Below are 17,384 nucleotides of genomic sequence, written 5' to 3'. Positions count from 1 at the left end.
AAACGGCGTCGCGGCTATCCTCGGGCATGAGCCCGAGGCGATGCTCAGCGTTCCAGCAGAGCGAGGCATTCGACGTGGTGGGTGGCGGGGAAGGCATCGAAGGCGCGCAGGTCGGCGAGCTGGTAGCCGGCTGCCTGGTAGAGGCCGAGATCGCGGGCGAAAGACGCCGGGTCGCATCCGACATGGATGATGCGGACCGGGCCGCTGGTGGTCACCGCGGTGACGATTTCCTTGCCCGCGCCCGCGCGCGGCGGATCCAGGACGACCACATCCGGAGCGGCACTGCTGACGTGTTCGGCCAGCCAGTGCTCGACGCGCTGGGCGCGCAGGTCCAGCCACGGCAGATCCCGCAGGACCGCGGCGCCATCGGTCACCGCGGACCGCGCCGATTCCACCGCGAGTACCGAGCCGGTCGGACCGACCTGGTCGGCGAGCCGGGCCGCGAACACCCCTACGCCGCTGTACAGATCCCACGCCCGCTCCCCGTGACCGAGCCCGGCCCACCCCGCGACCAGATCCGAATAGCATTGCGCCGCACCGCGATGCGCCTGCCAGAACCCGGTCGCCGACAGCTCCCACCGTCGCCCGGCCACGTACTCGACCGTCCGCCCACTACCCCCGAGCACCCACTCGTCCCGCGCCGCGTGCGCCGCCGAGCGCCGCGCCGAAGCCCGCCGCCGATCCCCCTCGTGCCCTGCCGATCCGAGCTGACCAGCCCCGTGATCGCCGATCCCGGGCGCCCGACCGTGACCACCGCGCCAATCCTCACCGCGATCCCACTCGCCGCCGTGCGGTCGCCTTTCCCCACGATGATCCCGACCTGCCCCGCCGCGATCATCACCCCGATCACGACCTACGTCTCGATCATCGATGCGGCGCCACTGCGGGTCGCCGCCGCGCTCGCCGCGACCACGACGGCCGTCCCGGCCACGGCCCGCACCACCGCGCCCGCCACGGTGGTCCCGATCGGAGCCACCACGCCGGTTCCCGCCACGCCCACCGCGCACCGCGGGTCGTTCACCCCCGCGCTCAGCACGACCGGCCACCGTCGACGGAGCCAGCTCGACGATATGTCGCATCCCATCGCCGTCCACCGCGATCACCAGATCCGCACCGGGCGTCCACAATCGATCGCCGATACCGTCCATCGCGCCCGAAACAGGTTGTGGGCAGCGCAGATCGGTGATCACCTCGGTGCTGCGATAGCCGTGCACCCCGGCTCGGCCGTCGGCGTCGACCGCCAACCGGACGCGGGTGCGCCAGCCGCCGGTGGTGTCGGCGGGATATCCGGCGATCGGCTGTACGGTGATACCGCGGTCGATTCCGGCGATGCGGCGCAATTGTTCGGCGACCACCGCCGCCTTCAGCGCACGCTGGGCCGCCGGGGCGGCGAAGGAGAAATCGCAACAGCCCGCGCCGCCGGGGCCGGAGACCGGGCAGGTGGCCGGAATGCGGTCCGGGGATGCCTCCAGGATCTCGATCGCATCGGCCCGGCAGAACGAACCACCGCGGTCCTCGGTGACCCGCACCCGAACCAGTTCATCGGGCAGACCGTGTCGCACGAAGACGACCCGGCCCTCATGCCGGGCGACGCAGAATCCGCCGTGCCCGGGCGGCCCGAGCCGTACCTCGAAAGTCGTTCCGCGCCAGTCGGTCACCCTCGGTCCTCGTACCCACGTCGCACCGCACCCGGCGCGTTGACCACACCCGCCTGCCTGGCCTTCGCGGAGGAGGTCAGCTGCCAGGGCACGCTCGTCACCATTACACCGGGCTCGAAAAGCAGTCTGCCCTTGAGCCGCAGGGCGCTCTGGTTGTGCAGAATCTGCTCCCACCAGTGCCCGACCACGTACTCCGGAATGAATACGGTCACCACATCGCGCGGCGAATCCCGGCGCACCCGCTTGACGTAATCCAGTACCGGCTTGGTGATTTCGCGATAGGGCGATTCGATCACCTTGAGCGGCACGGTGATATCGCTGCGCTCCCACTCCCGAACCAGCGCCCTGGTGTCGGGCTCGTCGACGTTCACCGTCACCGCCTCCAAGGTGTCCGGACGGGTGGCGCGGGCGTAGGCCAGCGCCCGACGCGTCGGCAGATGCAGTTTGGACACCAGCACGATCGAATGCGAGCGGCTCGGCAGCACCCCGTCCCACTCGTGCTCGTCGAGCTCACGGGACACCGAATCGTAGTGCCGACGAATGAGTTTCATCACCACGAAGATGGCCACCATGGTGCAGATCGCGATCCAGGCACCGGCGAAGAACTTCGTAATCAGCACGATGACCAGCACCGTCCCGGTGGCGCTGAGCCCGATCGCGTTGATCACCCGCGAACGCATCATTCTGGCCCGCTGCGCCGGATCGGTTTCGGTGCGCAGCAACCGGGTCCAGTGTCGCAGCATGCCGGTCTGGCTGAGCACGAACGAGACGAAGACGCCGACGATGTAGAGCTGGATGAGTTTGGTCACCTCGGCGCCGAATACCACCACGAACGCGACGGCCGCACCGGACAGGAACAGGATGCCGTTGCTGAACGCCAGCCGGTCGCCACGGGTGTGCAACTGCCGGGGCAGGTACCGGTCCTGCGCCAGAATCGAACCCAGCACCGGGAATCCGTTGAACGCGGTATTCGCCGCGAGCACCAGAATCAGCGCGGTCACGGTGGTGATGAAGTAGAACCCGATCGGGAATCCGTGGAATACGGTCTCGGCCAACTGCGCGATCAGCGTCTTCTGATGGTAGTCCGCGGGCGCGCCGACAAGGTCGGATTCGTTGTGCGCGTAAACGATCCCGATCTTCTGGGCCAGGATGATGATGCCCATCAACAGTGCGATCGCGATACTGCCGAGCATCAGCAGCGTCGTCGCCGCATTGCGCGACTTGGGCTTCCGGAATGCGGGCACACCATTGCTGATCGCCTCGACACCGGTCAGCGCGGCACAGCCGGAGGAGAACGCCCGCGCGATCAGGAAGGTGAAGGCCAGCCCGTAGAGGTGCTCCTCCTCCGCGTTGAGCTGGAAGCCCGCCGATTCGGCGCGCAGATCGTCCCCGAAGACGAAGATGCGCAACAACCCCCATCCGAGCATCGCGAACATGCCGAAGATGAAGGCGTAGGTCGGAATCGCGAAGGCGACACCGGATTCCCGGATGCCGCGCAGATTGATCGATGTCAGCACGACAATGGCGACCACCGCGAACAACACCTTGTGCGTGGCGACGAACGGAATCGCGGACCCGATATTCGACGCCGCCGAGGAGATCGACACCGCCACCGTGAGCACATAGTCCACCAGCAGCGCACTGCCGACGGTGAGCCCGGCATTGGGCCCGAGATTCGTGGTGGCCACCTCGTAGTCACCGCCACCGGAGGGATAGGCGTGCACGTTCTGCCGGTAGCTGGCGACCACCACCGCCATCACGAATGCGACCGCAAGACCGACCCAGGGCGCGTAGACGTAGGCCGAGATACCGGCCACCGAAAGGACGAGGAAGATTTCTTCCGGCGCGTACGCCACAGAGGACATCGCGTCGGAGGCGAACACGGGGAGCGCGATCCGCTTCGGCAGCAGGGTATGGCCCAGCGCATCGCTACGGAAAGGCCTGCCCAGCAGCACACGTTTGGCTGCCGTCGTCAACTTGGACACTGGAGCGAGCATAGATCCCCGCAGGGTGGAGCGCTGCCCCGGCCGGTAGGCGTCGTATGTTTGGTCGGCGCACGTAAGGGAAATTGGGGCTTGGGAACATATGGCGGGTACGGTTCCATGCCGGAGATAGCAAACCGAACGCCCCGCAGTGCGAGCTCATGGCCCGGAGGAGGAAGCTTGCATAAGCATGGAGGGCCTCCGAGTGCCGCCAATTGAACACGGTTCCAGGAACGAGGTTGCACGGTGTACGTAGTGATCATGGGTTGCGGACGAGTCGGCTCATCGCTGGCACGCGCCCTGGTCCGGGTCGGCCATGAGGTCACCGTGATCGACCGGGACCAAAGTGCCTTCCTACGCCTCGGCGAGGACTTCCCCGGTGAGCGGGTGATCGGCGTCGGCTTCGACCGGGATGTGCTGACCCGCGCCGGAATCGAGCGGGCCGACGCCTTCGCCGCGGTCTCCTCCGGCGACAACTCCAACATCATCTCCGCGCGGGTGGCCCGCGAAATGTTCGGCGTGCAACGCGTGGTCGCGCGCATCTACGACGCCAAGCGCGCCGCCGTCTACGAGCGTCTCGGCATCCCGACCATTGCCACCGTGCCCTGGACCACCGACCGCTTCCTGACCACCCTGATCGGCGACGGCGGCACCACCACCTGGCGCGATCCGACGGGCACCGTCGCGGTGGCCCAGCTGATCCTGCACGAGGACTGGTACGGCCGTACCGTGCGCGATCTGGAGCGGAGCACCGGGGCCAGGGTCGCGTTCATCATCCGGTTCGGCCAGGGCCTGCTGCCCGAGAGCAAGACCGTGGTCCAAGCCGACGACATCGTCTATGTCGCCGCGACCTCCGGCTCCGTCGGCGAGGCGGTTGCCTTGGCCGGTAAGCCCCCAGCAAGCGAGGACTGAACATGAAAGTGGCCATCGCCGGAGCCGGTGCCGTCGGCCGCTCGATAGCCAGGGAGCTATTGCGCGGCGGCCATCGGGTGATGCTGCTCGAGCGTCAGCTCGACCATATCGACCCCGCCGCCATCCCGGATGCCATCTGGGTGCATGCCGACGCGTGTGAACTCGCACTGCTCGAGGACGCCGGGTTGGAGACCTACGAGGTCGTCATCGCCGCCACCGGTGATGACAAGGTGAATCTCGTGCACAGCCTGTTGGCCAAGACCGAATTCGGTGTGCGCCGGGTGGTGGCCAGGGTCAACGATCCGCGCAATGAGTGGCTCTTCGATGCGGCCTGGGGCGTCGATGTCGCGGTGTCGACACCGCGACTGCTCGCCTCGCTGGTCGAGGAAGCCGTTTCGGTCGGTGATCTGGTGCGACTGATGACCCTGCGACAGGGTCAGGCGAATCTGGTCGAGATCACCCTGCCCAGCGATACCGCCTTGGCGGGTAAGCCGGTCCGCACGCTCACCCTGCCGCGCGACGCCGCCCTGGTGACGATTCTGCGCGGCGGCCGGGTGATCGTGCCGCAGCCCGACGACCCCTTCGAGGGCGACGACGAACTGTTGTTCGTGACCTCCGTGGAGGCCGAGGAAGACCTGCGAGTGGCGCTGGCCACGCACGGCATCAAACCCTGACTCCCCGACAAGGCTGATACACGGGCCAATGCCCGGCCGCCTCAGGCCGCGGCCTGCAGCTCGGCCCGCAGCTTGTTCAGCGCGCGATGCTGCATCACGCGAACTACACCCGGACTGGTGCCGATGGCCTCCGCGGTCTGTGCGGCGGTCCAGCCGAGCACGATCCGCATCACCAGCACCTCACGATGCGCCGGCGCGAGGATCTTCATCAATTCCCTAGTGGCGGCGCTACGTTCGGAAGCGATCGCCCACTCCTCCGGACCGGCCGCGGTCGAGGCCATATCGGGCACCTCGTCGACCGGATACATCGGGTGCAGCTGTGAGCGCCGGAACGCGTCTGCCACCTTATTGGCCGCGATGCCGTAGACGAAGGCCAGGAACGACTTGCCCTGATCCCGGTAGCGCGGAATGGCGTTGACGGTGGCCAGCAGGATCTCCTGCACCACATCATCGGCCGTGACGTGCAGATGCGCGGTATTGCCAAGGCGCGCACCGCAATACCGGCGCACCAGCGGATGCACCAGCCGGATGATCTCGGCGACGGCCGCGCGGTCTCCCGCGGCCGCCGGGCCGATCAACTTATCGAGTTCGGCCGATATCCGACGGCTCTCCGACAGGGCCGGGTTGTGGTGGGCTTGCTTCTTCGACAGTGCCGCAATGTTGTGCTCGGTAGCCAACTTCCGAGTCCTTTCTAGCCGATCGTGCTTTTTTGCTTGCACTGATCGTCTGATGAACTCGATCGCCCAACCAGGCACCCCAGGGTGGGTACTCCCCCACCTCCGGCGGCGATTTGTTAACACCCCGACGACATCGGGGCGAGTGTCTACTGGGCCGCTTCGGCCGAGGTCCCGCGCTGCACCGGCAGGTGTCCGGCACGTCGTACCGCCCACACCGTGACGGCCAGCGCGAGCGCGGTCAGCGGCCAGCCCATCGCAATGCGCGCGAAGGCGAGCCAGCCGGTGCGATCGGTGTCGTAGAGCTGCGATTGCACCAGGTAGCGCGCGCCGAATACGACCACCCAGGTGGTGGTCGCAAGGTCGTAGAGCCGGACGATGCGCCGATCGGACCGCCATTCGGAACCGTGGCCGTTGAGCACACCCCAGATGACGCCGACCAGCGGCCAGCGCACCAGTATCGACACCAGGAACACCCCCGCGTACACCAGGCTGGTGTAGATGCCGAACAGGAAGAAGCCCTTCGCCTCACCCATCCGGTAGGCGATGAACGCGCAGATGCCGACCCCTAGGAAGCCGGAGATCGCGGGCTGGATCGGACTGCGCCGAACCAGGCGCCACACCAGAATCGCGGCGGCAACGCCGAGCGCCGACCAGATCGCCGCGGTGAGCCCGGCGAAGGTATTGACGGGCACGAAGACGAGGACCGGCAGGGTCGAATAGATCAGCCCACTGAACCCACCCAGCTGCTCCAGCAGGGTCTGTTCGGCCTCTTCGATCTCGGCGTCGGTTTCGGCGTCGACGGGGCGATCGACCGCCTCGGACGGGTCGATCGACCTACGCCCTCCGGTCTGGCTCGTAGCACGGATCTCGGCGGCGTTCTCGTTGCTCGATGGCATACGTCAGCTGTTCTCACGCAATTCGTAGTAGGGGTTGTAGATCACCTTACGGCCATCGCGGTCACCGACCCGACCGCGAACGAGGATCTTACGTCCCGGTTCGATACCCGGGATCCGCCGACGACCGATCCACACCAGACTGATGGCATCGGTGCCGTCGAAGAATTCTGCCTGAACACTGGCGCCGACGGACTTAGGACACGCTTCGACACTGCGTAGTCGTCCGAGCATCGTGGCCTCGTCACCGCGGCGGCACTCCGAGGCCCGGCACGCACCCGACGCGTCGGCCGATTCGGCGAGTTCCTCGGCGTCCAGCTGATCGATGTCCTCGGTCAGCCTGCGGCCCAGACGGCGAAAATAACCTGAGGCGGCGGATGACATGTGGTGCTCTCCTGGGTGGAGCAAGACGACGTGGTTCACACGCCATCGTGGTTGTTCCGGTAACGACCGGCTGTAGGCCGTATACCCGCCACTGTAGATGGGCAACCCTCGCCCCGCTACGCTCGGACCGGTGTTCGACTCCCCACATTTCGCGCCGGATAACCGCGGCCGCGCCCCGATCGCCGTGGCGTTGCCGGGTACCGGATCGGATGCCGACTTCGCGCACCGCGCCTTCGGACCCGCCTGTGCGGCACGCGGAATCGAATGCATCGCGGTCGAACCCGATCCGTGCGCGGTGGTTGCCAGTTACCGAGCCGCGCTCGACGCGGCCGCCCTGCGCGGTCCCGTACTGGCCGCTGGAATCTCCCTGGGCGCAGCGATCGCGCTGGAGTGGGCCGGTGAGCACCCCAGCGCAGCAATCGGCGTAGTGGCGGCGCTACCGGGCTGGACCGGACCGGATACCGCGGCCTGCCCGGCCGCGCTCAGCGCCGCGGCCACCGCCGCCCAGCTACGCGCGGACGGTCTCGACGCGGTCGTCGGACGAATGCGCGCGAGCAGCCCGCGCTGGCTCGCCGACGCGCTCACCCAATCCTGGCGCTCGCAATGGCCGCGGCTGCCCGACGCCTTGCAGGAGGCCGCCGACTACAAGTGGCCCGGCACCGAACGACTCGCCACCATCGAGGTGCCGGTCGCGATCATCACGGCGATCGACGATCCGGTGCACCCGCTGGCGGTGGCCGAGGAATGGGCCGAGCTGATCCCGCGCTCCGAATTGATCCGGATCACCCTCGACGAACTCGGCGCGAACCCCGCGATTCTCGGACACAGCGGGATCACCGCATTCGCCTGACGCCCCCGCCCCGGGCGCTCGTCGCGAAAACACGAAGCCCCAGCGTTCGGCTGGGGCGACGAATTGCGTTCGGGCGTTGGCTAATTCAGCCCGAGCTGCTGCATGGCGGAACCGTCCGCGCCGCGCCGAGGTTCATTCGGCATGCGCGGCGGGATCACCGCCTGCGGCCCGGCCTGGGCGGCGGCCTGCTGCGCGGCGATCGCCTGCTGTTGCGCCTCCACCTGCGCCTGGTGCGCGGCGGCCAACTGCTCGGCCAGCTCCGGCGGCAGCACAACGGCCAGCGGCTCGCGCACCGGCATCGGCTCGTCACCGCGTCGGATCACGGTCTCGCTCATGATGGCTCGTGCGGCCCGCACCAGCGGTGCGTCGTCATCGGCGGCGCCCTGCGGACCCGCCGCCACCAGACGCACCATCCACCGCGGCCCGTCCACCCCGATGAAGCGCAGATCCGCGCCCTCGGTGATGGCGAGCAGTTCCCGCCCCCATGGTCCGGTCTCCACCGCGACCCTGGCGCCGTCTTTGCGTAGGGATTCGGCGAGATCGGCTGCCACCGAACGCCATTGGCCCGCCGACTTGGGTGCGGCATAGGCCGCCACGGTGATCCGGCCGTGTTCGGTCGCCAGGTGTACCGCCTGCGGGGTGCCGTCCGGGGTCATCTCGACCTGCAGCTGACCGCCCGGCGGGACCGGCAGGATGACCGAACCGAGATCCAGGCGCTGATCGGCCACATTCTCCAGCAGCTCGGCGACTTCGCCGTAGTCGTACGGGCCGGATTTGGGCATCTCCGTGTCGGCGGTGTCGTACTCGTCGTCGTAGTCGGACTCGTCATAGCCGGGCCCGTCGTCGTAGTTCGCGACGGCGTATTCGGCTGGGACGACCGGATTCTCATCGGTGATCGGATCGATGATCGGGTTCTCGTCGGTGATCGGCTCATCGTCGTAGCCCGCGTGGCCGTAGCCGGTGTTGTATTCGGCGTCGTAATTCCCCCGGTAGTCGCCCGGGTATTCGTCGTCGTACTGATCGTCGGCGAACTGTTCACGTCCGCCGGACTTACGTCTCTTTCCGAACATTCCCGTCATGCCTCCTTGCCGAGGGCGCCCGCGCCGTCGGCCGCCGCGGCCAGACTCGCGTGGCCACCGCTCGACCCGTAACCGCCCGCACCCCGCGTGGTGTCGTCGAGCCCGTCGACCTCCACGAAATCGACCAGCTCGACCCGCTGAACCAGCAACTGCGCGATCCGATCACCCCGGCGCAGCTCGATCGGGGTGCGCGGATCATGGTTGATCAGGCACACCTTGATTTCGCCCCGATACCCCGCGTCCACCGTGCCCGGGGTATTCACCACGGACAGACCGGTTTTCGCGGCCAGACCGGAACGCGGATGGATCAGGCCGACCGTGCCGACCGGTAGCGCGACGGCGACACCGGTGCCGACCAGCACCCGCTCCCCCGGCTCGATGATGACGTCCTCTGTGGTGCACAGGTCCACGCCCGCGTCTCCGTGGTGGGCACGCGTGGGCATGGGAATGCCGGGATCAAGCCGCAGCAAGGGTATAGGTGAAAGTGCGCTCACGTTCAACGAGCCTACGCGTACGCCCTCGACCTCAGTGAATTAGTGTTGAGTCGTGTCGGACCAGCCCAACCCAGTGACTATGGACGAACAACAGACCGGCTTCGAGCCCTACCGAGAGCGCCTGTGGGTGCCACTGTGGTGGTGGCCGGTCGCGTTCGCGATCACCGGCTTGCTGGCGGCCGAAATCCATATGGGCGCACCGGGTCTGCGCGCATGGCTGCCCTACGCGCTGTTGTTTCCGGTGCCGGTGTGGGTGTTGGTGTGGCTGAGCCGCCATCGGGTCGAGGTGGCCCAGGATGCCTCCGGCGTCCGCGAACTTCGCGCCGATCGGGCACATCTGCCGGTGAACTTCGTGGCCAAGGCGGCCACCGTGGCCCCCACCGCCAAGAGTGCGGCGCTGGGCCGCCAGCTCGACCCCGCCGCCTATGTTCAACATCGGCCATGGGTGGGGCCGATGGTGCTGCTGGTGCTCGATGACCCGGACGATCCGACGCCGTACTGGCTGGTCAGTACGCGACGGCCCGACCGGGTCCTGGCCGCGCTTGGCATACCTGGCTGAAAGCCGGGCGTGCCGAGCGCGGGCTCTGTGTATTGATCTCGGGCTGGAGATCAGATCTCGCGCCGGGATCAGGCTGCGCAGTCCATGCAGATCATCTGGCCGCCACTCTCGCTGGCCAGCCTGCTCCGGTGATGGACCAGGAAACAGCTGGAACAGGTGAACTCGTCCGCCTGCTTCGGGATGACCCGAACCGTCAGCACTTCTTCGGACAGGTCCGCGCCGGGAAGCTCGAACGACTCCGCGGTATCGGATTCGTCGATATCCACGACGGCGGACTGTGCCTCGTTGCGACGAGCCTTCAGCTCCTCCAGCGAATCTTCCGACACTTCGTCGGATTCTGTGCGCCTCGGTGCGTCATAGTCGGTTGCCATGTCGTCTTCCCCTCGTCCTTACTCCGTATATCCCGGACCGGGCCGCTCATCCGATCCACTCGGAATCGGAATGACCAGCACCGCCCCGCCGGTGGTGCACGTCACACGTACACCGGTCCCCTATCAGGGCGGATCGCGCGAACCCACCTTTGATAGCGCTCGGTAAACGCAGGACATGCCCTGCTTGTTCCCGCGACCGACCACCGATTTCTGGCTGGATGATTCGATCTGGGCCGCCAGACAATAGCGGACGACACGGCAAAAGTCGCAATCAAAACACAGACGATTCGAAACTGAGGGGTAATCGACACCAACCCTGGAACTGGCCGAGACCTTTCGCAGTCTTTTCACCCACCCCGGCCAGGCTCCGCGCGGCCTGCCGTCCCCCAGTGGCCGAGACATTTTCGTAGAGTATGGCGGTGGTTTCACTCATCACCGAAGGCAGCGCAACGGATCGGCAGGGTCAACCCTTCCTCCGGCGACGCAACCAGCCATGGCTGATCCTGATCGGCGTCCTACTCCTGATCTGCACGGTGGTGTGGGTCAAGGCCTTGACGACCGAGGACCGCAGCGGAGCCGCGATGGCGTGCAACTCACCGAGCCCGGCCACCGACGCCAAGTCGCCGCAACCCGCTCCGCTGGGGCAGCGGGTGGGCCAGTCGCGACTGACCGACGTCGAACCGGCGGCGCTCGCCTCGTCCAAGGTCCGGGTGCTGAACGCGAACAACAAGAGCGGTCAGGCCTCCCACATCGCCTCCGCACTCGGTGATCTCGGCTTCGCGAGCGCGCCGGGACAGCAGTTCGGTAACGATTCGGTATATGTCAACGGTGACCTCAACTGCACCGGCCAGATCCGCTTCGGCGTGAACGGCCGACCGGCCGCCGCATCGGTCCAGTTGGTCGCGCCGTGCGCGGAGTTGATCGAGGATCAGCGCACCGACGACACCGTCGACCTGGTGCTGGGTTCGGTATTCGGCGAGTCGCTGCGGCCGAGTCCGGATGCCGAGGAAGTCCTGAAATCGCTGAAGAATCCGGCGCCTGGCGCATCCACGTCCATCGATCCCAAACTGCTCTCCGCGGCGCGCACGGCACGCTGCTGAGCGGCGAGACCAACCCCTCCCGTCGCCCCGGTGTCGCTTCGGCGCACCGGGGCGATCTGTCTCTCGGGCCGCGAATCAGGCGTCGGGAATGGCGACGGTCGCGCCGACCCGGTCGAACAGCTCGGTCAATTCGTCCGCGATGCCGGGCGCGGCGGCGACGACCAATTCACCCGCCGAGCCGGGGCTGGTGGCCGCGGGCAGCCGCAGCACCGCACCCGCTTCCAAGGCGATCAGCGCGCCCGCGGCCCAATCCCATGCGTTGAGTCCGTGTTCGTAGTAGGCGTCGATCCGGCCCTCGGCGACGAAGCACAGGTCGAGGGCGGCCGCGCCGAAGCGGCGGATATCGCGGATATTCGGCAGGATCTCGGCGACCAGCGCGGCCTGGCGGGTCCTGCGCTGTCTGCCGTAGGCGAATCCGGTGGCCACCAATGCCAACGCCGCCGAGCGCACCGGCGCACACCGAAGATGGTCGACCGAGCCGTCGGCGGCCACCCTGGTCGCACCGAGACCCGATGCGGCGCTGTAGGTCGCCGCGCGCGCGACATCCACCACCGCGCCCGCGACGGGTTGTCCGGCGCGCATCGCGGCCACCGAAATCGCGTAGCCCGGGATGCCGTATAGGAAGTTCACGGTGCCATCGATCGGGTCGACCACCCAGTGCACGGTGTCCGCGTCGGTATCGGCCAGACTCCCGCCGCCTTCCTCGCCGAGGACCGGGTCGCCGGGGCGCGCCTCATCCAGCAGTCGCCGGATCAGGTCCTCGGTCTCGGTGTCCACGATCGTCACCGGATCGGTGGGATGTCCCTTGGTCCGCACGGCCCCATCGCGCGCACCGTCCGGGCCGAACACCTCAGGGCGACGCGAGCGCACATGCGCCGCCCCGGTCTCGGCGAGTCGGACCGCGATCCGGCGCAACTCGGACACGTCCGCGGCACCCGCGGCGGCGGGCTGGGCGGTAATGGACACTCTGGTCTCCGACATGCCCCCATGCCATCACAGATCCTCGCTGAACGGGAACCATGTAACGCCCATTACTCTTGTCGTGCACGACACAACGCCGTCGTCGGGCACACCCACCGCATGCCTCGGACCAGTGGATGGGCCCCTGTGCGGCGGCGCGGTCAACACATCGGCCAGCACAGGGAACGAGGGAACGTCATGTCCGCTCGGGGGCACGCATTCGGTATCGATATCGGTGGCAGCGGGGTCAAGGGCGCCGCGGTGGATCTGTCCACCGGTGAGTTGGTCCACGAGCGGATCAAGATCGCGACACCGCATCCTTCGACACCGCAGGCGGTCACCGACGCGGTCGTCAAACTGGTCGCCGAGGCCGAGTGGGACGGTCCGGTCGGCATCACGCTGCCCTCGGTCGTACTCGAAGGCGTCGCGCAAACAGCCGCCAATATCGATAAGTCGTGGATCGGCACCGACGCGCGCGCCCTGTTCTCCGAAGCGCTGGACGGCCGCCCGGTCACCGTGCTCAACGACGCGGACGCGGCCGGACTCGCCGAGGACCGCTATGGCGCGGCAAAGGAGTTCGCCGGCCTGGTGCTGCTGCTGACCTTCGGCACCGGCATCGGTTCGGCGCTGCTGTTCCACGGCACGCTGGTGCCCAATACCGAACTCGGCCATCTCGAGATCGGCGGCATGGAGACCGAACACCGCGCCGCGGCCTCGGTCAAGGATCGCTACGGCCTGAGCTACGCCCAGTGGGCCGCCGAGGTCAGCATCGTGCTGAGCGGACTGGAGAACCTTTTCTGGCCGAAGGTCTTCGTGGCCGGTGGCGGCATCAGCAGGGACGCCGAGCAGTGGATCCCGTTGCTCACCAATCGAACCCAGGTGATCCCCGCCCGCTTGGAGAACACCGCGGGCATCGTGGGCGCGGCGATGGCCATCGACGCGGGTATCGCGCCGTGAGCGAACCGTAACCAAGGTCGGCTGATCCGGAAGGCGCGCGGACAGTACGGCATTAGCCGTTGCTGGGATCGTGCCGTAGGTACCCTGGTTCGATCGTTACAATGGAACGTACTCCGGCCGCGAGCCGGAAACCCCAGACCCGGCGCTCAGCCGGTGAAACCCGACAGACCGCTCCGCCGGAACACCACTCTGGCGTGACGCCGCACGAGACCGTCACGAAAGGGCGTACGTGGTAGCCACGACCCGTCAGACCGCCGAATCGGCCGATGCCGACTCCGCAGATGTAACCGAAGCACGGCCGGTCCGCAAGGCTGCCGCTAAGAAGGCTCCGGCCAAGAAGGCCGCCGCCAAGAAGGCTCCGGCCAAGAAGGCCGCCGCGAAGGCGACGAAGGGCCCCGCCAAGAAGGCCGCACCGAAGAAGGCCGGACCCGACGGTGAGCCGGGCGGCGACGAGAACCTCGAGGCCGAGGATCTGGACCTGGAGGACCTCGGCGATCTCGAGGTGTCCGAGGACGACCTCACCGACGACGCCGAGGATCTGGTCGAGGATGTCGCCGAGGAAGTCGAAGAGGGCGAGACCGACGAGCCGACCGCTGCGGACAAGGCCTCCGGCGACTTCGTCTGGGATGAGGAGGAATCCGAGGCGCTGCGCCAGGCCCGCAAGGACGCCGAGCTCACCGCATCGGCCGACTCGGTGCGTGCCTACCTCAAGCAGATCGGCAAGGTCGCGCTGCTCAACGCCGAGGAGGAGGTCGAACTCGCCAAGCGGATCGAGGCCGGGCTCTACGCCGCGGAGAAGGTGCGCGAATTCGCCGAACAGGGTGAGAAGCTGCCGGTCGCGATGCGGCGCGACTACACCTGGATCGTGCGCGACGGCAACCGCGCCAAGAACCATCTGCTGGAGGCCAACCTGCGCCTGGTGGTCTCGCTGGCCAAGCGCTACACCGGGCGCGGCATGGCGTTCCTGGATCTGATCCAGGAGGGCAACCTCGGCCTGATCCGCGCGGTCGAGAAGTTCGACTACACCAAGGGCTACAAATTCTCCACGTACGCCACCTGGTGGATCCGGCAGGCGATCACCCGCGCCATGGCCGACCAGGCCCGCACCATCCGTATCCCGGTGCATATGGTCGAGGTCATCAACAAGCTCGGCCGCATCCAGCGCGAGTTGCTCCAGGACCTCGGCCGCGAGCCGACCCCGGAGGAGTTGGCCAAGGAAATGGACATCACGCCGGAGAAGGTCCTCGAGATCCAGCAGTACGCGCGTGAGCCGATTTCGCTGGACCAGACCATCGGCGATGAGGGCGACAGCCAGCTCGGCGACTTCATCGAGGACTCCGAGGCCGTCGTCGCGGTGGACGCGGTGAGCTTCACCCTGCTGCAGGATCAGCTGCAGTCGGTGCTGGAGACGCTGTCCGAGCGCGAGGCGGGGGTGGTGCGGCTGCGCTTCGGCCTGACCGACGGCCAGCCGCGCACCCTGGACGAGATCGGCCAGGTCTACGGGGTCACCCGTGAGCGCATCCGCCAGATCGAGTCGAAGACCATGAGCAAGCTGCGCCACCCGAGCCGCTCCCAGGTGCTGCGCGACTATCTCGACTAGGTAATCGCCCGGATCGGGCCGTTGAGCTGCTGCTCAGCGGCCCGATTTCATATCCGGACCACAACACAGCGCTACTAGTCCGAAGTAATCGCGACAACTTTCAGCACTTGGCGTTCGAATAGCCCCAGCGGCGCGCTGAACGGCATGTCGTGATCATCGGCGGATCGTCTAGGTCTCGGCCTCGAATCGCGCACCGGTTGGCCCGCGTGGGCTCGAACTGACGCTTCTCGCGCGCTACCCTGCCAAACCCTGGGCTGCCCACGGCGAGATCCTGGCCCGAACACCGGGTGCGCGCGTAGCGGTCGTGCCCGTCGATGTGGCGGACCGGGCGGCGGCACTCGACGACGCCCTCGCGCAAATATTGGTCGAGTCCGGGCGGCTCGATGCGCTGGATCGCGCAGGGCATCGACGCGGGCACGCGCGGCATCGTTTCCGGTTGGGCGACGCGGCTCCTCGTGACGGCACAGCGAAGCGCCCCCGAGTATCGCGGCAGCCATCGGCCGCCGCCGCATCGCCCACGTCTATCGAGGCCTACCGGACCACTCTTCTCCAAATGGTCAGCGGCCACCCAGTGTGGGTGCGGCAACTCTGCCCGCACTCTCTTCGCCTGTGGCCCCGCTACCGTCGAATCCAACTGTGCTCGTTCATGATTGCAATGGTATTGATCTGAACTGGCTCTGCGACAGCGCTTTTCGGCATACTCCGGCGCAATCGACCAGCCACTTGTCGGCAATCGCGATAGCGTCCGGCCCGTTAACCAATTCATGTTTCAATCAAACCTGAAAGTGACCTAAATAACTTCCAGGGAAACGGATTTCGACACCAAAACGGCCGCCAGCTGTCGTATCGTCTGACCCGCCGTTATTTCAACCGCCGAATATTCCACCTTCGGCAGCGGAGGCGTTGCGTGCTCGACATCTACCATTTCAGTTACGGTCTACTGACCCCGCTTCTGGCCTACACCATGTCGGTGACCGGATGCTTGCTCGGATTGCAATGCGCGGCCCGTGCCCGCACCGGCAACGACCGCATCGGCTGGCTGCTCGGTGCGGCCATCGCGATCGGCGGTACCGGCATCTGGGTCATGCATTTCATTGCGATGCTGGGGTTTTCGATCCGGGGCACCGAGATCCGATACGACATTCCGCTCACTCTGCTCAGTGCGATCACTGCGATCGCGGTGGTCGGCATCGGCCTGTTCATCGTGATCAAGCCCGAGCCGACACTGCTCGGGCTGCTGACCGGGGGCACGGTCACCGGGATCGGTGTCGGGGCCATGCATTACGCGGGCATGTACGCGATGAAGTCGAATGCGGTGATCAGCTACGACGCGCAGCGGGTGGCGCTGTCGATGGTGATCGCCGTGGTCGCGTCGATCGTGGCATTCTGGTTCACGTTGCGCGTCAAGGGATTTCTGTCCACCGTCGGTGCCGCATTGATCATGGGCATTGCCGTCTGCGGTATGCATTACACGGGGATGTCGGCGATGCACGCGCACGCCGGGCACGGCGGGCATGACAGCACCCCCGAGGGCACGGAAGCCATGCAGCTGATCGGGCCGCTGATCGTCGCGATCAGTGTGGTGACCATGCTGCTGCTCATCAGCGTCAGCCTGACCGAGATCGAGCGCAATATCGAACTGCCGCCGCTGCGTCTCGCACCGCGTGCCAAGGCGGATCAGCTGCCGCCGCTGCCACCGGTCGAGGCGGAAATCCTGCCGCCCGCGTCCGCGTATTGGCCGACGCGAACCGAGGTGCCGCACAGCTGAGCCGCGCAGGGCGACAAACACTCAGTCCCTGGTCGGCCAGTATCGCGCCGGACGCGCTCCGCGGGCCCCGTCGTAGGCCGGATCGTCCACATCGGTGATGCCGATGGGCAACAGCAGCATCATGGTCACCATGCCGACGCCGACCGTCAGCGGAGTCAGCAGCTGGGCCGCGCCAGCACCGGCGGGTGCATGCAGGTGCTGGCCGTTCTGCACATGCATCGCGAACATGCCCGTGTAGTGCATGCCGCAGACGGCGACACCCATGACCAGTGCCGCGCCGATGGTGGCGATGGTGCCGCGCACATGCAATTTCGACACGTATCCCGAGTCCTGTTGCGCCCCAGCACCACCGAGCGCGATCAGAGGCACTCGCCAACCGGACTCGACCCACGCCGAGTTTCGAACCCGCGAGTCGTCGGATTTGCTGCGCGCCGCCGTCGACCAACCACTTGGTCAGCCGACCAAT

At 67.0% G+C, this 17,384-nt stretch carries 18 protein-coding genes; 8 read left to right on the top strand and 10 right to left on the bottom strand.

The genetic code is table 11. The features are described from left to right. Positions 1-44: 44 nt before the first annotated feature. Together ACQP2D_RS14250 and ACQP2D_RS14245 are read right to left on the bottom strand one after the other, a co-directional pair. Positions 45-1,658: a class I SAM-dependent RNA methyltransferase gene (locus tag ACQP2D_RS14250; protein ID WP_433684170.1), complete on the bottom strand. Its 1,614-nt coding sequence runs from the start codon at positions 1,656-1,658 to the stop codon at positions 45-47. Further along, positions 1,655-3,643 carry an APC family permease gene (locus ACQP2D_RS14245; RefSeq protein WP_433684169.1) on the bottom strand — a complete coding sequence of 663 codons (1,989 nt, stop codon included), beginning with the start codon at positions 3,641-3,643 and terminating at the stop codon, positions 1,655-1,657. The genes ACQP2D_RS14250 and ACQP2D_RS14245 overlap by 4 nt, the downstream gene beginning before the upstream one ends. A 243-nt stretch (positions 3,644-3,886) precedes the next feature. Between ACQP2D_RS14245 and ACQP2D_RS14240 the strand changes: the two genes are divergently transcribed. Both ACQP2D_RS14240 and ACQP2D_RS14235 read left to right on the top strand, forming a co-directional pair. Beyond that, positions 3,887-4,552, top strand: coding sequence for a potassium channel family protein (locus ACQP2D_RS14240; RefSeq protein ID WP_433684168.1), 666 nt, complete (start codon positions 3,887-3,889; stop codon positions 4,550-4,552). A 2-nt stretch (positions 4,553-4,554) separates the two neighbouring features. Then, positions 4,555-5,226, top strand: coding sequence for a potassium channel family protein (locus ACQP2D_RS14235; protein WP_433684167.1), 672 nt, complete (start codon positions 4,555-4,557; stop codon positions 5,224-5,226). Between the two features lie 41 nt (positions 5,227-5,267). On the opposite strand, the gene shbA is transcribed toward ACQP2D_RS14235, so the two are convergent. The 3 genes from shbA to ACQP2D_RS14220 all read right to left on the bottom strand — a co-directional run bounded on the left by shbA (position 5,268) and on the right by ACQP2D_RS14220 (position 7,180). Beyond that, positions 5,268-5,903, bottom strand: coding sequence for an RNA polymerase sigma factor ShbA (shbA, locus tag ACQP2D_RS14230; protein WP_433684166.1), 636 nt, complete (start codon positions 5,901-5,903; stop codon positions 5,268-5,270). Positions 5,904-6,049: 146 nt separating this feature from the next. Continuing rightward, a complete protein-coding gene (locus ACQP2D_RS14225) occupies positions 6,050-6,799 on the bottom strand; it encodes a DUF3159 domain-containing protein (RefSeq protein ID WP_433684165.1) in 750 nt (249 codons plus the stop codon). Positions 6,800-6,802: 3 nt separating this feature from the next. Then, positions 6,803-7,180, bottom strand: a complete 378-nt coding sequence (locus ACQP2D_RS14220; protein WP_354950534.1) for an OB-fold nucleic acid binding domain-containing protein — start codon at positions 7,178-7,180, stop codon at positions 6,803-6,805. 130 nt (positions 7,181-7,310) lie between these two features. Here ACQP2D_RS14220 and ACQP2D_RS14215 point away from each other — a divergent pair, with 130 nt between their 5' ends. After that, a complete protein-coding gene (locus tag ACQP2D_RS14215; RefSeq protein WP_433684164.1) occupies positions 7,311-8,030 on the top strand; it encodes an alpha/beta hydrolase in 720 nt (239 codons plus the stop codon). A gap of 80 nt (positions 8,031-8,110) precedes the next feature. Here the strand turns inward: ACQP2D_RS14215 and ACQP2D_RS14210 are convergent, their stop codons facing one another. Next, entirely contained in the window at positions 8,111-9,100 is a 990-nt protein-coding gene (locus tag ACQP2D_RS14210; RefSeq protein WP_433685651.1) for a DUF3710 domain-containing protein, read from the bottom strand. Between the two features lie 5 nt (positions 9,101-9,105). Then, positions 9,106-9,603, bottom strand: coding sequence for a dUTP diphosphatase (gene dut, locus ACQP2D_RS14205; RefSeq protein WP_433684163.1), 498 nt, complete (start codon positions 9,601-9,603; stop codon positions 9,106-9,108). A gap of 79 nt (positions 9,604-9,682) precedes the next feature. Between dut and ACQP2D_RS14200 the strand changes: the two genes are divergently transcribed. Further along, a complete protein-coding gene (locus ACQP2D_RS14200; protein ID WP_433684162.1) occupies positions 9,683-10,162 on the top strand; it encodes a DUF3093 domain-containing protein in 480 nt (159 codons plus the stop codon). Between the two features lie 68 nt (positions 10,163-10,230). Here the strand turns inward: ACQP2D_RS14200 and ACQP2D_RS14195 are convergent, their stop codons facing one another. Beyond that, the gene (locus tag ACQP2D_RS14195) at positions 10,231-10,533 is read right to left on the bottom strand and encodes a DUF4193 domain-containing protein (protein WP_354950527.1); all 303 of its coding nucleotides are present in this window, start codon (positions 10,531-10,533) and stop codon (positions 10,231-10,233) included. 419 nt (positions 10,534-10,952) lie between these two features. On the opposite strand from ACQP2D_RS14195, the gene cei reads away from it, so the two are divergent. Then, entirely contained in the window at positions 10,953-11,633 is a 681-nt protein-coding gene (gene cei, locus ACQP2D_RS14190) for an envelope integrity protein Cei (protein ID WP_433684160.1), read from the top strand. A 75-nt stretch (positions 11,634-11,708) separates the two neighbouring features. Here the strand turns inward: cei and ACQP2D_RS14185 are convergent, their stop codons facing one another. Further along, complete coding sequence (locus ACQP2D_RS14185) at positions 11,709-12,614, bottom strand: inositol monophosphatase family protein (RefSeq protein WP_433684159.1); 906 nt, start codon at positions 12,612-12,614, stop codon at positions 11,709-11,711. Positions 12,615-12,791: 177 nt separating this feature from the next. Here ACQP2D_RS14185 and ppgK point away from each other — a divergent pair, with 177 nt between their 5' ends. From ppgK to ACQP2D_RS14170, 3 genes are all read left to right on the top strand, one after another. Then, complete coding sequence (gene ppgK / locus ACQP2D_RS14180) at positions 12,792-13,550, top strand: polyphosphate--glucose phosphotransferase (RefSeq protein ID WP_433684158.1); 759 nt, start codon at positions 12,792-12,794, stop codon at positions 13,548-13,550. A gap of 229 nt (positions 13,551-13,779) precedes the next feature. Then, positions 13,780-15,150 (top strand): RNA polymerase sigma factor, encoded by a 1,371-nt coding sequence (locus ACQP2D_RS14175; protein WP_433684157.1) that lies wholly within the window; start codon positions 13,780-13,782, stop codon positions 15,148-15,150. 907 nt (positions 15,151-16,057) lie between these two features. Further along, positions 16,058-16,918 (top strand): MHYT domain-containing protein, encoded by an 861-nt coding sequence (locus ACQP2D_RS14170; RefSeq protein ID WP_433684156.1) that lies wholly within the window; start codon positions 16,058-16,060, stop codon positions 16,916-16,918. Positions 16,919-16,939: 21 nt separating this feature from the next. On the opposite strand, the gene ACQP2D_RS14165 is transcribed toward ACQP2D_RS14170, so the two are convergent. Beyond that, entirely contained in the window at positions 16,940-17,287 is a 348-nt protein-coding gene (locus ACQP2D_RS14165; protein ID WP_433684155.1) for an MHYT domain-containing protein, read from the bottom strand. Positions 17,288-17,384 lie beyond the last annotated feature (97 nt).

Origin of the sequence: Nocardia sp. CA-119907 (assembly GCF_050955995.1) — a bacterium.
In the GTDB taxonomy this organism is placed as follows: Bacteria; Actinomycetota; Actinomycetes; order Mycobacteriales; family Mycobacteriaceae; genus Nocardia.
Note: the sequence above shows the minus strand (reverse complement) of the source record. Positions and strands in the feature narration are given on the sequence as shown.

Bases quoted from the DNA above. Each gene is read 5' to 3' on its own strand.
- ACQP2D_RS14235 (WP_433684167.1), top strand. From the start codon at position 4,555: ATGAAAGTGGCCATCGCCGGAGCCGGTGCCGTCGGCCGCTCGATAGCC.
- ACQP2D_RS14225 (WP_433684165.1), bottom strand. From the start codon at position 6,799: ATGCCATCGAGCAACGAGAACGCCGCCGAGATCCGTGCTACGAGCCAG.
- ACQP2D_RS14220 (WP_354950534.1), bottom strand. From the start codon at position 7,180: ATGTCATCCGCCGCCTCAGGTTATTTTCGCCGTCTGGGCCGCAGGCTG.
- ACQP2D_RS14210 (WP_433685651.1), bottom strand. From the start codon at position 9,100: ATGTTCGGAAAGAGACGTAAGTCCGGCGGACGTGAACAGTTCGCCGAC.
- ACQP2D_RS14200 (WP_433684162.1), top strand. From the start codon at position 9,683: ATGGACGAACAACAGACCGGCTTCGAGCCCTACCGAGAGCGCCTGTGG.
- ACQP2D_RS14195 (WP_354950527.1), bottom strand. From the start codon at position 10,533: ATGGCAACCGACTATGACGCACCGAGGCGCACAGAATCCGACGAAGTG.
- ACQP2D_RS14185 (WP_433684159.1), bottom strand. From the start codon at position 12,614: ATGTCGGAGACCAGAGTGTCCATTACCGCCCAGCCCGCCGCCGCGGGT.
- ppgK (WP_433684158.1), top strand. From the start codon at position 12,792: ATGTCCGCTCGGGGGCACGCATTCGGTATCGATATCGGTGGCAGCGGG.